Source organism: Mycoplasma sp. AC1221 (assembly GCF_054353815.1).
The window spans coordinates 1-14,269 of record NZ_JBTHHH010000009.1; the positions used below are offsets into that span (position 1 = coordinate 1).

Below are 14,269 nucleotides of genomic sequence, written 5' to 3' on the forward strand. Positions count from 1 at the left end.
CAGTATATCTACAACAGAGTTAATTGCAAAAAATACAAAAATCATATTTTATACCTTATTTATTGAAATAATTAATATAGTTATAATACATACCTATATAATAACTTTGATGTTCTGTTTGTTTTGACAGATGCATATTGTAGATAAAAAAAGCAAGAATATAATATGTATTTTCCTTAAAAACCTTTCTTATTGTTTTGATATCTATTTTGTTATATATCATTAAAAATGAATAAATATGCATATAATTTATCGGTAATAATCCGTTGTTTTTAAACTCATTTGGTAATCATTTTTCATAGTTTATTGTTATATTCTTCAATTTTGAATCAAAATGTTTTATTGCTTTCATTGAAAATTTAATATGTTTATATACAGTTAGAAAATATGGTGTATATGCTATAAAACTCATTATAACAGCAGGAAGAATATAATAAACTATTTGATTATCATAACCTGATAAAAAAGTCATATAATTCATTGATAATAAAAAAGAAATTTCAGATATGAATAAGAAGATTATTACAAATAATACAATAAAAGAAATAAAGTTGTATTGCTTTGTTTGAATTTTTATAATATTTCACCCGTTTATAAAGTGAATATGATAATTTTTATTGGATTCAATGTCTCTTTTATATGTATCTATTAAAATATAATAAAAAATATTTAATCTAAAGTAATATACAACAGAAAAAATAATTGGATTTATAAGGAAATACATAAAAACAGAAATAAGTAAAATTGCTAAAAATCACATATTTATCCTAGATTATCTAGTTTAGTCTTATTTGGTAATTTTCTTATATACCATATGTTTTTAGCAGGATTATATACTTTTTGAAGTCCTCATTCATACAGTTGTCATTCTAAAACACTAAGCATCTGATCAATAGTTTTAAATTCACCTGTTTTTAAATTCTTAAATAATAGATTTCTACCCCCTGTTCCACCATTTTCATAAGAATCTGTTTGAACAGTTTCTTTCATTACAACTCATTCAATTTTTCTAATATCATCTAAGTATTTGTTGATTTCATTTAATTTACTTGTAAGATTTAACAAAAACTTTTGAATTTCTACTGTTTCTTTATTAAGTTTGTTTAATTCATCTATACTAACACCTAATGAAGCAAGATCAATTCCTGTAAAAGTAATGGATGGTATTGCTTTAACAAGTTTTGATGCAAAACTACCAACAGATTTTAATTTTTTATAAATTCATTGCAATTCTAAATACATTACCAGTTATACCGTTAGTGACACCCCATATATAATTAAAAGCTGTGTATCAGTCATCAAGTGAGGTTGTGTTAGATTTTATGTTAAGCAATTTATTTATAAATTCTTTTTTTGATAATAAAGCTTCTTTTTGATTTTTAAGTGAGTCTATATAAAATGTTATTCCTAGAGATACCACAGAAGTGCCTACACTAACAAAAGCAAAAATAAACGGAAAGAAAAAAGATAATACTGATGATAACACAGAAGCAGCTGTCGTTGCTATTGATGCTATTGTTGCATTTTTTATTTTAGATTGTATTGAATTAATGTTATTTTCTATTATAGAATAAACTTCCTTAATATTTTCTGCTTCGGCTTCTAATTCATGAAATTTAATGTTTAGTTTTTTTGAATTAACTTCATTTTGGTCTATATTTATAGTATATCTCAAATCATTATTTATTAGAACTCTTTTTATGTTAGATTTTACTTTAACTTTTTTTATTTTCTTTGTAATATCATTAACAATAGAATTAACAGAAATTTCGAATTCTTCTATAAATTTTGAATATATTTGATGAATATTATAATCTATGATTTCTTTTTCTTGGTATGGAGCAATTTTTCCACTCTTTTTCAGATTTACAATATAATAGTCAAACATTTTCTTAAAATCTTGAAAAGAAATTAAATTTTTTAAACTTTTATTCTTTTTTTCAGAATTTAAGAAACGAAAGAAATTGTCACCATTTAATTTGTTTGTAAACAACTTTTCATCAATTGTTTTCATTAAATATTCATAATCAATAAATGTATTAATTCCTGTATTTGATTGATTCATATTTTCAGGATTATGATTTATTTTATATTCGTATACTGGCATATTTGTAATACTGCTTAAACTAGCAATCGGATCACCTAAATTTAATAATATTTTCTTCATTTTAACTCCTTATATAAATTTTATGAAAATATTTAAGACAACCTATCAATCTATGTATATATTTAAAAGTTTCTGAAAGAATTATTGTCAAATAATAGATGTCTTCTTATAATTTCAAAATTGTGCATATAACCCTTCTCAAATATAGTTTCCTTTATTGACTTCATCAAAATGATAACCTCAAATCATAAAATAATGAATATTTATAACATCTAATTTTGATTTTATAAATATTCTTAATGGATATATGTTTAAAACAACCATTCTACCTTTTAAATGATAAAAATCAAAAAAAGTTTCGTTTCTTTTGTTTAACTTTGGTGTTTTTTTAGGAAGAAAATAATCATCAAAGGTGAATTCAAATTTATCAATAAGTTTATAAATAATATTTGTGCGATTGATTCTAAGTTTAATAAATAGAATGCTACAAATAAAACAAAGTAAAAAGTGAGGTATATAGGTTATATTAATATATAAAAGTGCTTCTGCACTTACTGATAGCTTACTACTGTTAAATTTAATTACAAGAAGCGCATTTATAGTAATCAAAATAATTAAGAAAAAACTTAAAAAAACAAAGAAAAGATGTGTGATTCTTTGTCATTTCAAAAAAGCTAATGCACCATATTTGAATGTGTAATGTGTTTTTGTATGCTTAATCTTTATTAAAATGTTAGTTTTCTTGATTATAAATTTAAAGTTTATAGTAAAGAATCTAAGAACAAAATAAGTATATAATGAAATATAAATGGTGGCTAATGCAAGAAAAATATTAATAATTGCTCATACAAACATTAGACATCATCCTTATTAAAATAATTTACATAGTTGTAGAAAAAACCTTGATAGTTATCTATGTACTCACTTTTTACTGATTTATCCATATCATAAATATAAAAAGCTAGAATGTAATATGTATCTTCTTTAAAAATCTTTTTAAGCTTTTTAATATTAATTATATTTCACATTGCTATAATATCATATATAACAATGTAATTAAGGGGTAGTAATCCATTATTTTTAAATTCATCATTTAACATATTGTCATAAGTTATCTTTGTTGATTTTATTATTGTATTGAAATATGACTTTGATTTTATAGATATATACATATTTCTAATGAATATAATATAAAAAATTGAAACAGATGCAATAGTTATTAAAAGTGCTGGTGGAATAAGTGAGTAAAATAAATTTATGAAATCTTCTTGCAAATAAGGAACTAACATAAAAGTTGCAATGATTGCTCCTGAGTGAAGTAAAAATGTAAATAAAAACAAAATAATATGAAGTATCACTAACTTATTTATTTTCTTATTCATTAAATATCAACCATGCACAAAATGAATATGGTATTTATTTGTGTGTAACATTTGATGTCTTTTGTATGTATCATTAAGGATATAAAAGAAAATTTGAAAACAATATTTATAAATAATAAGAATTAATACCATACTAAGTGGTAATATTGCAGGAAGTATTAAGAGAGAAAGAAATAATAAGAACATATGTACTCCTAAACATCAACAAAGTTTTTTTGTTCATCAAGTGAAATATCATGAATATTAAGTCTAGTGTTTTTAATATAATGATTTATTCTTTGACAGTGATGTGCAATTCTTTCGATGGTTCTTAATAAGATACCATAATCAAAATCTTTATCAAGTTGCTTTTGTCCGTTTTGTGTTTTCAAACGTTCAACATTTACTTTTGTGAATTCATCCGATAAACTATTAATATTTGTGTATAGCTTATCAATAAAATTACTTCTTTCATCAGTTTGGTTTTCTAATTGTCTGATTGAATTTTTTAACAAAGTCTGCAAAGATTCTACTAATTGACTTATTTCAGTTATTATTTCGCTATCTAAGTCGAATTTTTGTGTTGATTTTGATATATAAGTTTTATTTAATTCTAAGATAACATCATTTCCCAATCCCATTATTTTATCAACTGAACGACTTGAAAGAATTAATGATAAATGCAATTTAGCATCGTCACTATTCAAATTGCGACTGTTAAGTTGAACTAAATAGTTATATATTAATGTCCGTGTATTATCAATAACTTCCTCCAAGTGATGGTATTCTTTTAAGATTTTTTGATCTCCACTTTTTATATATTCTCAAAGTAATTTCATTCCTTTTTGAGAAATTTTACCTTGGGTATACAAGGCATTTTTAGCAGCCTTTAGTGCCAATGATGGGTTTTCATTAATCAGTTGAGCAGGTAGAATAATTTCAAATTCTTTGTCTATATTTTTATCTTTTATAATCTTATTTACAAATAATTCAAGATATTTAATTAACCAAAAGAAAATACCGACTAAGATGAAGTTAAAGAACAAGTGAGCCATGGATAATTGCAAGGCTTTTTGTGTGGGCGCCATTAATAATATAAAGTCTGCATAATAAGTCAAAGGATATAAGAAAGGTAAGATAAGTAAGGCAATTGATAAATTAGTAAATCCTCATAAAATAGAAATTTTCTTAGAATTATTATTTTTAGATGTAAAAGAAACTATTAAACCGGTTATGGTTGTTCCTAAATTAGCCCCAAGAACTAAGGCGATAGCTGAATAAATTTGTAATGTATCTTGCTCTTTAAAGACAATTTGATATAAAGTAACAGTTGCACTAGAAGATTGTAAAATCCCAGTAAGAACAAATGAAAACAAGAATGCTGATCATGGATTTGCTCCAGCAACAGATAGGGTTTTCTTAAAGAAATCTTGTTTTACAATTTCTTTTGCAGCAGATGACATTATTTTTAGTGATAAAAATACCATTCCTATTGCAATTGCTAGCAAAAAAATGTTTTGTCATCTATCTTTTTTAGTGAGTAATGAACCAAACACTCCGATAACCATAAATAAAATAAAGTATTCAGTAAATTTAAAACTTGATTGAAATGAAACGATTAAGGATGTTGTTGCAGTTCCGATATTTGCACCGAGTAAAAAGGCAATAGCTGCTCTTAAACTTATAAATCGTGCTGCTAAAAGTCCCATTATTAATGCGATTGCACCATCCGAAGATTGGATAAAAGTTGTGAATAGAATCCCTACCAGCAAAGCAATATAGTTATTTTTAGTTATAAATTTTATCACCTTACGAAATTTTGAATCACCGATACTTTTTAATGATGTAGATAACTTTTTAGTTGCATAAATAAATAAAGCCAAGGATGCTAAAGCAAAGACGATTGCGAGCGAAATTGTATCAAATTTCATAACTGTCCTTTCAGATATCTTTTTTGATATTATAATAAAATTTTATAATTTGAAAATTTAATACAAAGAAACTTTGAATAAGTTAAAATATTATTATGGATTCAAAAGAATATGTGCAAAAGTTGTGTTATCAAAAAGGTTGAGACTTTGAAAAACTTGATAAATATGTCAATTTAATAGAAGAAAAAAATAAAGTAATGAACTTAACGGGTTTTTCCGATGATCGTTTATGAAGTGAAGGGATCCTGGAATCCCTAGCATTTATGGACAAAATAATGAAAGTGTTTGATAAATGCAATGTATTAGATATCGGTGCAGGTGTAGGTTTTCCATCAGTTCCTTATTTTATTGCTAACTTAAATTCTAATTTTCAACTTGATATCTATGAACCACTAACAAAACGTTGTGATTTTTTAAATCTTGTTATTAAAGAATTAAATATCACTAATATTAAAGTTTATAAAAAACGAGTTGAGGAACAAAAACAAAAAAATATATACGATATTGTAACAGCCCGTGCTGTTGCAGATATCCAAACATTAATTTTAGTTGCCTTTCACCTTATCAGAGTTGGTGGGAAAATGATATTGATAAAGGGAAAAAATGTTTTAAAAGAAGTAGCAGACGCTGAACATGCCTTTAAACAAGTTAAATACAAGTTGGATATTGAAAAGTTTTCTATGACACAAATAAACAAAGAAAATCATATTGTATATATTACAAAACTTAGAAGTACACCAAATTCTATTCCGTATGTTTGAAAAGATGTTATAAAACTTAGAAGGTAGTTATTTATATGTATAAAAAAGTAGTCAAAAATTTGACTACTTTTAAAATTTTTAATTTACAGTTTTCAATTTATATTATATAGAGTTTAAACAAAATATAAGAAAGAAATTAAATTATGTGAAAAATTATAACGAGATAACAAAGAATAATGAATGAGAAATTTTGTTAACGAAAACTGAATGAAAAGAGAGAACATAAATAAACTAAATAATTTTATGAATTATTGAGTAAAAATTTAAATGAAAATTTACGAATAAAATAATAGAACATAGATTTGATATTTAAATGAATATTTTGATTTTACTAAGTATTAAGTATTTTGATATCAATAATGAATCCTAAGCACATTTGACAATACACTTAGGAATTTTATTATACAACAAAAAATATTTATATATCATAATAAATAACAAAATAAGTAAATTTTTAGTGTTTTTTTGTTATTTTTTCCATTTTTTCTATAAAATCCAAATCTTCTTCTGAAAAATCAATGTTACTATCAATTCACTGCTTGCGTTTTGATGAATCTTCACCCATTAAAATTGAAACCCTTCTTTCAGCAAGTGAAGCATCTTCGATACTAATTTTAATTAATGTACGTGTTTGTGGATTCATTGTAGTTTCTCATAATTGATCAGCATTCATCTCACCGAGCCCTTTATATCTTTGTAGTTCGATAGCACCTTTTTGTTTTGTTAATATATCCCTTAAATCATTTTCATCTCAAGCATATAAAATGTTTTTTTTGCTTTTATTAGTAATTTTATATAACGGAGGAATTGCGATATAAACTTTACCTGCTTCAATTAAAGGTTTCATAAAACGGTAAAAAAAAGTAAGTAATAAAATTTGAATATGTGCCCCATCGGTGTCGGCATCCGTCATAATAACTATTTTATTGTAATTGCATTTATTTAAATCAAAATCCTTGGCAAAACCAGCACCAATTGCATTGATAATAGTTGCTATTTCATTATTTTTAAGTAAATCAATAATACTTTTCTTTTCAGAATTTATAACCTTTCCGCGCAGAGGTAAAATCGCTTGATAATGACGATCACGACCACTTTTAGCAGATCCCCCTGCTGAATCACCTTCGACAATAAATAACTCTCTTTCAGAAGCCTTTTTTGATGTCGCTGGAGTTAATTTGTCACTTATAATACTTTTTTCTTTTAGTGACTTCTTAGATTGTCTTGCTTCATCGCGACGCTTACGTTCTTCAAGTCGGATTTCATATGCACGTTTAATTTTTTCCAAAACTTTCTTAAATTGATTTTTATTATCTTCAATTCATTTTTGCAAGTATTTTGAAACAATTTCTTCACTAATATTCTTTGCTTCAGGTGTTCCTAATTTGTCTTTTGTTTGTCCAACAAATTCTAAAAGATGTTCAGGAATTTTGAGCGAAATAACACAAGTAAGGCCCTCCTTGATTTCTTCGGAATCAAAGATGTTTTTGCCTTTTAAAAAACCTTCTTTCAAGGCGTATTCATTAACTATTTTGTTAAAAGCATTACGTAATCCAATTTCGTGACTACCACCATCGCGAGTTTTAACATTATTAACGAAACTTAATAACAAATTCGAATAGGAATCAGTTCATTGAAAACCAAATTCAACTTCAATGTCTTTTTTGGTGTCTTTAAATGAAATCGCCTTAGTTAAAGGTGTTTTGGAATCATTTAGAAAATCAATAAATGCTTGAATACCATTATTATACTGATAAGTTTCATCAAAACCGATGTTTTCATCAACAACTCTAATTTCTAAATTAGAGATTAAAAAAGCACTTTCCTTTAAACGTTCAGAAATTGTATCTATATTTAATTTAGCACGTTTAAAGAAATGATAATCGGGTCAAAATTCAACCGATGTCCCTGTCTCCTTGCTCTTTCCTACTTCATGGGTTCGCTCTTTAATATTATCACCTTCGAAAACAGTGCGATATAATTTACCATTTCTTGCTACAGTTGCTATTAATTGAGTTGACAAAGCATTGGTAACACTTGAACCAACACCGTGTAAACCACCTGATGTTTTATAAGCACTTGAATCGAATTTTCCACCAGCATGTAATTCAGTAAAAACAACTTCTACAGCACTGCGATCGTCATCTTTTATCTTATCTACAGGGATTCCTCGACCATTATCTGTAACTTTTACCGAACCATCTGTTCTTAAAAATACTGCTATTTTGTTTGCATAACCAGCCAAAGCTTCATCAATTGCATTATCTACAATTTCTCAGACAAGATGGTGTAAACCATTTACATCAGTTCCACCAATATACATTCCAGGACGCTTACGAACCGCTTGTAAACCTTTTAATTGTTGGATACTACTTGCATTATATTGCTCATTCATAATTTTAATTATATAATTATTTTCGCTACATTTAAAATTGAAAAGCAAAATAATGTTTGTTTTATAAATTTTTAAAATTGCTTTCAAATTTCGTTAAAATAATAAGAAATTTAAAAGCAATTTAGTTTTTTGAAATTATATTAATTAAAACAATATAATATTTAAAAGTATGATACATAGACAAAAATGTAAAATATCTTTACTATTTTAAGCACACATATTTAATAAAAAAAGGTATAATTAAAATGTTTTTTATAAAGGAGTAAATTTGTTGACTTTTAGTAATCTTTGATATAAACTATCTAAAGGCTGAAGAAAGTTTTGAGAGAATAAAAATTTAAGTAAAAAAATTATTTTTACGATTATAATGCTTACTGTTTTTGTTTTTGGAACCACTATTACAGCACCATTTATTCGGATTGCTGATCCAAGTCAACTTTCGAATAATGCTTTTTTAAACACTCTTAATTTAATTGGTGGTGGGGGTTTGCGTCAGTTTTCGATTTTTGCCTTAGGGATTAGTCCTTTTATTAATGCATCCTTGATAATGATGATTTTGCAATCAAAGTTTGTTCCACCAATTTACAAACTTTCACAAAGTGGGCCACAAGGAAGAAAGAAAATTAATGTTATTACCCGTTTTGTAACATTAGCAATTGCTTATCCACAGGCAGTGTTTTTAACAAGAGCTCTTTCATCAGGGAGTCCATCATCTGTATTTATTTCAATTACAGGAACCCAGTATTTTAGTGAAAATGCATTAGTATATTTTATAATTCCGATGATTTTAGTTTCTGCTTCGTTATTAGCACTTTTTATTTCAGAACAAATTACCAACAAAGGAGTGGGTAACGGGACTAGTTTATTAATTTTTACTGGTATTGCAGCAAGGTTACCTCGTCAGTTTCATACAGCAATTTTATATTATATAGGTGATTTAGCTGAAAGTGGAATAATGAAAGGAATAATAAGCTTTATTAGTTATTTATTAGTTTATATTTTAACAATTGTAATAATTGCAATTGTATATGTTTCGGAAAGACATGTGCCGATTCAACAAGTCGGAGCAGGACGCTCAAAGAGTCGTAAGGAAATGGGTAAATTACCAATTAAAGCGAATCCGGGCGGGATAATGCCTATAATTTTTGCAATGTTAGTTTTATCATTTCCTACAATGATCGCTAATGTTTTACCACAACATAGTGCTGCCAAATTTTGAATAAACACAAATTTACAATTCACTCAACCGATTGGATTTACTTTGTTAATTGTAATAGTGTTAGTGTTTTCAGTGTTAATGGGAATTCAGCAATCAAAAGTTGATAAAATAGCAGAAGATTTTACTAAAAACTCTACATTTATTCCTGGGGTGCGTCCTGGTGAAGAAACGCAAGATTATTTAGTTGCTATAGTTTTTCGTTTAAGTGTATTTTCATCACTTTACTTAGTAATTATAGGAAGTATGCAATTTATTGCAATTATGGCTCATATACTTCCTCAAGCAATTGCTTTTGGTGGAACAGGTTTAATGATTTTGGTATCAACTTCACTTGAAACACTCGGACAACTTAAAGCACGTCGTATGAGCAACAAATTATCTAAGGCAAAACGACTTACTCTCGAAAATTTTGAAAATTTAAATTCTGATAAATCAGACGATGATAAGAAGATGGGAACAGGATTATTATGATAGGAAAAATAGATACAAATATAATTTTAATGGGACAACCTGGAGCAGGTAAGGGAACTGTAGCAGGAGTTTTTGCTAAGAAAACCGAATGAATACATTTATCTACCGGAAATATTTTTCGTCAAGAAATCCATAATAAAACACAACTTGGTCAGAAAGTAGAATATTATGTAAACTCAGGTGGATATGTTCCTGATGAAATCACAAATGAAATAGTTAAAAATGCAATTTTGAAACTACGAGCAGAAAATAAGTTTTTTATTTTAGACGGTTATCCACGTACTATTGCACAAGCAGAATTTCTAAAACAAATTCCTAATTTAAAATTCAAAGTTATATTATTAACTGCTTCTGAAAAAATAATAATGGAACGTTTATCTGGTAGACTTGCTTGCGAAATTTGTGGGACAGGTTATCATATAAAATTCAAAAGAAGTTTCGTTCCCGATTATTGCGATATTGATGGTGGAAGGCTTTATTCACGCGATGATGACAAGCCTGAAAAAATTAAAAACCGTCTTAAAATATACGATGAACAAACTAAACCATTATTAGAATATTATAAAAAAACAGGTGAATTACTAACTTTTGCTTGTGAAGGCGATCCTGAAGAAGTTGCTAATGAAATTGCTTCTCATTTTAAAATAAGATGATAAAATTATGATACTTTTGAAAAAGTATCATTTTTTTGTTTTCAAAAGTACATCTGGAGGTAGTATTGATTCAAATTTTAAACGAAGAACAAGTCAAAAAAATTACCAAAAGTTGTAAAATCTTGGCAGAAGTAAAACAAATTTTGTGAGATTTCATAAGACCAGGGGTTTCTTTAAAAGAAATTGATCAATTAGCTTTTAAAGAAATTACTAAAAGGGGTGCTAAACCAGCTTTTTTAGGTTTATATGGTTTTCCTGCAACAACATGCATCTCTGTAAATGAACAATTGATCCACGGAATCCCTAATAATTACATTATAAAAGATGGTGACTTAGTTAGTGTTGATATCGGTTGCATCTGACAGGGGTTTAATAGTGATAGTGCATTTACCAAAGCTATTGGTAATGTATCTGCATCTGACCAAAAACTTATTGATGTTGCAAAAGGAGCCTTTGAAGCAGGATTAAAAGCAATTAAAAGAGGCGCTCGAGTTGGTGACATCAGTGCTGCAATAGGTAGGTATATCAAAAAAAACGGATTATATACACCTGTTGAGTTTTGTGGTCATGGTATTGGAAGTCATCTCCATCAAGATCCAAATGTTAATAATACAGGACATAAAGGAAGTGGTCCATTATTAAAAAACGGTATGGTTCTTTGTATTGAACCAATGATAATTCAAACTCCACATATTAAAATTTTATCAGATGGTTGAACTGTTATTAGCGCTAATAAAACAAATACAGCCCATTATGAACATACCGTTTTAATAAAGGATTTTCAAGGTGTCGTTCTAACGAAAGGAATATAATTTGGCAAAAGACGCAATTAAATTTAAAGCAGTCGTTAAAGAAGCTCATACAACAGACTTATATACAGTTGAATTAAGCGATAACGGTGCCCTAATTAAAGCTCATATTTCAGGTAAAATGCGTGTAAATCATATTCGTATTTTACCTGGTGATACAGTTGATGTAGAAATGAGTCCTTATGATTTGACACAAGGACGCATTGTCTATCGTCATAAATAAAAGGAGAAACTATGAAAGTTAGAGCAAGTGTAAAGAGTATTTGCAAAGATTGTAAGATCATTAAACGTAAAGGTGTAAACCGTGTGATTTGTATTCATCCAAAACACAAACAAAGACAAGGTTAATAAGAAAGGAAAGTTAAATGGCTAGAATTTTAAATGTTGAAATTCCAAATGATAAGCGTGTAGTTGTTTCATTAACTTACATTTATGGAATTGGAAGAACCTTAGCAAAAGAAATTTGTAAAACTGCAAAAGTAAGTGAAGATGCTCGTGTTAAAAATCTAAGTGAAGAAGAATTATCAAGAATTCGTGAAGCTGCAAAAGTATATACCACCGAAGGTGATTTACGCAGAGAAGTAACTTTAAACATTAAACGTTTAATGGAAATTAAATGCTACCGTGGGATCAGACACCGTAAAGGATTACCAGTTCGTGGTCAATCAACCCAAAAGAATGCTCGTACCCGTAAAGGTCCAAGAAAAACTGTAGCAGGAAAGAAAGGTAAATAATGGCTCGTAAATCAAAAAAGAAAAATATTGTTAGTGGAATAGCACATATTCACTCAACAAATCAAAACACTATTGTTACTTTCACAGATGAAAAAGGTGATGTAATTGCTTGATCATCAGCAGGAGCAATTGGTTATAAAGGAACCAAGAAAAAAACTCCATATGCTGCAGGTTTAGCAGCACAAGCAGCCGCGGAAGCTGCAAAAGAACACGGAATGAAGACAGTCAAGGTTGAATTAAAAGGACTAGGAGCAGGTAAAGATGCTGCTAGAAAACAAATCGAAGTTGCTGGAATTACAGTTACTGAAATCAAAGATGTTACACCTGTTCCGCATAATGGTACTAGACCTCCAAAACGTATTTTAAAACGTGAACGTGCAAAAAAATAATTAATACCATAGTATTTAAAGGAGTCTCGATATGGAAAAGATGAAACAATTATCTTATAGAAAAAAACCAGTATTTAGAGAAACAGACGATAATGAAACCACATTCACCTTACAAGGACTCGAAAGAGGTTATGCAAACACATTAGGAGTTGCATTAAGACGTGTATTGCTTTCATCTACTACTTCGCTTGCACCGTTTTGTGTTCGCATCGAAGGGGTAGAGCATGAATTTTCTACAATTAAAGAAGTTGTAGAAGATGTTCCAAGTTTGATTATGAATTTGCGTAAGGTTAAATTCACTTATGATCCTAATATTGTTTCAGATAATGAAATTGTTAAGGTTAAATTGGTAGCAGATGAATCAGGTGTATTAACAGCAGGAAAAATGCAGATTTCAAACCCTGGTGTTCGTGTTATTGATCCATCAGTACACATTGCAGAAGTAGTGAATCCAAATGCATTAAAATTAGAAATGTTTTTACGTGCAGGACGTGGATTTGTTTCATTTGAGGAGAATAAAGTTCTTTTACTAAATCCGCAAATCAAAGTTTCGTTAGATACAGATATTAAAAAGGCTGAATATATCGCAGTTGATTCTGATTTTTCTCCAATTGAAAAAGTATGATATACACAAAGAGAACTAAACTCATCATCACCCAAGATTGAAGAAGAACTTGAATTAAATATTAAGACAAACGGAACGGTTTCAGCAAAACAAGCGATTAAATCTGCATCAGAAATTTTAATCGGTTTATTCGCTGTTATCGGTAATGTTGATAGTATGGAAGATGTAAAAATCTTTGAAGAACCAAAACAAGTTGAAGAAGAAAAACCTGATGATGATATTGATATTTCACAACTTGGTTTAAGTGTTCGTTCATATAATGCACTTAAAAAAGCTAATAAACGCAAACTTAGTGAATTTGCTGCAATGAAACTTGAAGACCTTGAAAACATTAAAAACTTAGGTAAAAAATCTATTGAAGAAATCGTCAAAAAACTCGCTGAGCAAGGTATTATTTTAAAAGAAGGAGTTGAATAATATGGCAAATCCAAAACAAATCTATTCACGTGATACAAAATGAAGAACTGGTGTAATGCGTTCATTAGTTAGTGAGTTGATAGCTCATGGACATCTAACAACAACCTTAACCCGTGCAAAAGAAGTTCGCAGACATGCTGAACGTATGATTCAAAAAGCAAAAACCCCTACCTTAGCAAACAGACGTGCAGTAGCTTCATATGTTCGCGATATTAAAGTTGAAGGTAACAAAAATGTTCTTAAACATTTATTTGACACAGTAGCACCTAAATATGCACAAAGAAACGGTGGATACACAAGAATTATTAAATTACCAAAACGATTAGGTGATAATACTCGAATGGCCTTAATTGAATTAGTTTAATTTCCTTACTTATTTTAGAGCTTTAAAAATTTA

The 14,269-nt window shown here is 28.1% G+C and carries 17 protein-coding genes; 10 read left to right on the forward strand and 7 right to left on the reverse strand.

Annotation, left to right across the window (positions count from 1 at the left end):
- Positions 1 to 55: 55 nt before the first annotated feature.
- From ACXYRK_RS02045 to ACXYRK_RS02070, 6 genes are all read right to left on the reverse strand, one after another.
- The gene (locus ACXYRK_RS02045; protein ID WP_458607327.1) at positions 56 to 472 is read right to left on the reverse strand and encodes a hypothetical protein; all 417 of its coding nucleotides are present in this window, start codon (positions 470 to 472) and stop codon (positions 56 to 58) included.
- Positions 473 to 762: 290 nt separating this feature from the next.
- Entirely contained in the window at positions 763 to 1,242 is a 480-nt protein-coding gene (locus ACXYRK_RS02050) for a hypothetical protein (protein WP_458615065.1), read from the reverse strand.
- The gene (locus tag ACXYRK_RS02055; protein WP_458615064.1) at positions 1,214 to 2,167 is read right to left on the reverse strand and encodes a hypothetical protein; all 954 of its coding nucleotides are present in this window, start codon (positions 2,165 to 2,167) and stop codon (positions 1,214 to 1,216) included. The genes ACXYRK_RS02050 and ACXYRK_RS02055 overlap by 29 nt, the downstream gene beginning before the upstream one ends.
- 81 nt (positions 2,168 to 2,248) lie before the next feature.
- Entirely contained in the window at positions 2,249 to 2,962 is a 714-nt protein-coding gene (locus ACXYRK_RS02060; RefSeq protein WP_458617849.1) for a hypothetical protein, read from the reverse strand.
- Complete coding sequence (locus tag ACXYRK_RS02065) at positions 2,962 to 3,675, reverse strand: hypothetical protein (RefSeq protein ID WP_458617851.1); 714 nt, start codon at positions 3,673 to 3,675, stop codon at positions 2,962 to 2,964. Before ACXYRK_RS02065 ends, ACXYRK_RS02060 begins: the two co-directional genes overlap by 1 nt.
- Before the next feature lie 8 nt (positions 3,676 to 3,683).
- A complete protein-coding gene (locus tag ACXYRK_RS02070; protein ID WP_458617853.1) occupies positions 3,684 to 5,399 on the reverse strand; it encodes a Na/Pi cotransporter family protein in 1,716 nt (571 codons plus the stop codon).
- A 95-nt stretch (positions 5,400 to 5,494) separates the two neighbouring features.
- Here ACXYRK_RS02070 and rsmG point away from each other — a divergent pair, with 95 nt between their 5' ends.
- Positions 5,495 to 6,187: a 16S rRNA (guanine(527)-N(7))-methyltransferase RsmG gene (gene rsmG, locus ACXYRK_RS02075; protein WP_458614075.1), complete on the forward strand. Its 693-nt coding sequence runs from the start codon at positions 5,495 to 5,497 to the stop codon at positions 6,185 to 6,187.
- 427 nt (positions 6,188 to 6,614) lie between these two features.
- On the opposite strand, the gene ACXYRK_RS02080 is transcribed toward rsmG, so the two are convergent.
- Positions 6,615 to 8,555, reverse strand: a complete 1,941-nt coding sequence (locus tag ACXYRK_RS02080) for a DNA gyrase/topoisomerase IV subunit B (protein WP_458614076.1) — start codon at positions 8,553 to 8,555, stop codon at positions 6,615 to 6,617.
- Positions 8,556 to 8,823: 268 nt separating this feature from the next.
- On the opposite strand from ACXYRK_RS02080, the gene secY reads away from it, so the two are divergent.
- From secY to rplQ, 9 genes are all read left to right on the forward strand, one after another.
- Positions 8,824 to 10,248 carry a preprotein translocase subunit SecY gene (gene secY, locus ACXYRK_RS02085; RefSeq protein WP_458617855.1) on the forward strand — a complete coding sequence of 475 codons (1,425 nt, stop codon included), beginning with the start codon at positions 8,824 to 8,826 and terminating at the stop codon, positions 10,246 to 10,248.
- Positions 10,242 to 10,901 (forward strand): adenylate kinase family protein, encoded by a 660-nt coding sequence (locus ACXYRK_RS02090; RefSeq protein WP_458597561.1) that lies wholly within the window; start codon positions 10,242 to 10,244, stop codon positions 10,899 to 10,901. The genes secY and ACXYRK_RS02090 overlap by 7 nt, the downstream gene beginning before the upstream one ends.
- Before the next feature lie 62 nt (positions 10,902 to 10,963).
- Positions 10,964 to 11,710: a type I methionyl aminopeptidase gene (gene map, locus ACXYRK_RS02095; RefSeq protein ID WP_458614077.1), complete on the forward strand. Its 747-nt coding sequence runs from the start codon at positions 10,964 to 10,966 to the stop codon at positions 11,708 to 11,710.
- Between the two features lies 1 nt (position 11,711).
- On the forward strand, positions 11,712 to 11,930 hold the full coding sequence (gene infA / locus ACXYRK_RS02100; protein ID WP_435129040.1) for a translation initiation factor IF-1: 219 nt from the start codon (positions 11,712 to 11,714) through the stop codon (positions 11,928 to 11,930).
- A gap of 11 nt (positions 11,931 to 11,941) precedes the next feature.
- Positions 11,942 to 12,055: a 50S ribosomal protein L36 gene (gene rpmJ / locus ACXYRK_RS02105; protein WP_435129043.1), complete on the forward strand. Its 114-nt coding sequence runs from the start codon at positions 11,942 to 11,944 to the stop codon at positions 12,053 to 12,055.
- Between the two features lie 17 nt (positions 12,056 to 12,072).
- On the forward strand, positions 12,073 to 12,441 hold the full coding sequence (gene rpsM / locus ACXYRK_RS02110; RefSeq protein ID WP_435129046.1) for a 30S ribosomal protein S13: 369 nt from the start codon (positions 12,073 to 12,075) through the stop codon (positions 12,439 to 12,441).
- Entirely contained in the window at positions 12,441 to 12,830 is a 390-nt protein-coding gene (gene rpsK / locus ACXYRK_RS02115; protein ID WP_435129049.1) for a 30S ribosomal protein S11, read from the forward strand. The genes rpsM and rpsK overlap by 1 nt, the downstream gene beginning before the upstream one ends.
- A gap of 31 nt (positions 12,831 to 12,861) precedes the next feature.
- On the forward strand, positions 12,862 to 13,872 hold the full coding sequence (locus tag ACXYRK_RS02120) for a DNA-directed RNA polymerase subunit alpha (protein ID WP_458607321.1): 1,011 nt from the start codon (positions 12,862 to 12,864) through the stop codon (positions 13,870 to 13,872).
- A 1-nt stretch (position 13,873) separates the two neighbouring features.
- Positions 13,874 to 14,236: a 50S ribosomal protein L17 gene (gene rplQ / locus ACXYRK_RS02125; RefSeq protein WP_435129055.1), complete on the forward strand. Its 363-nt coding sequence runs from the start codon at positions 13,874 to 13,876 to the stop codon at positions 14,234 to 14,236.
- The last annotated feature ends 33 nt before the right edge of the window (positions 14,237 to 14,269 follow it).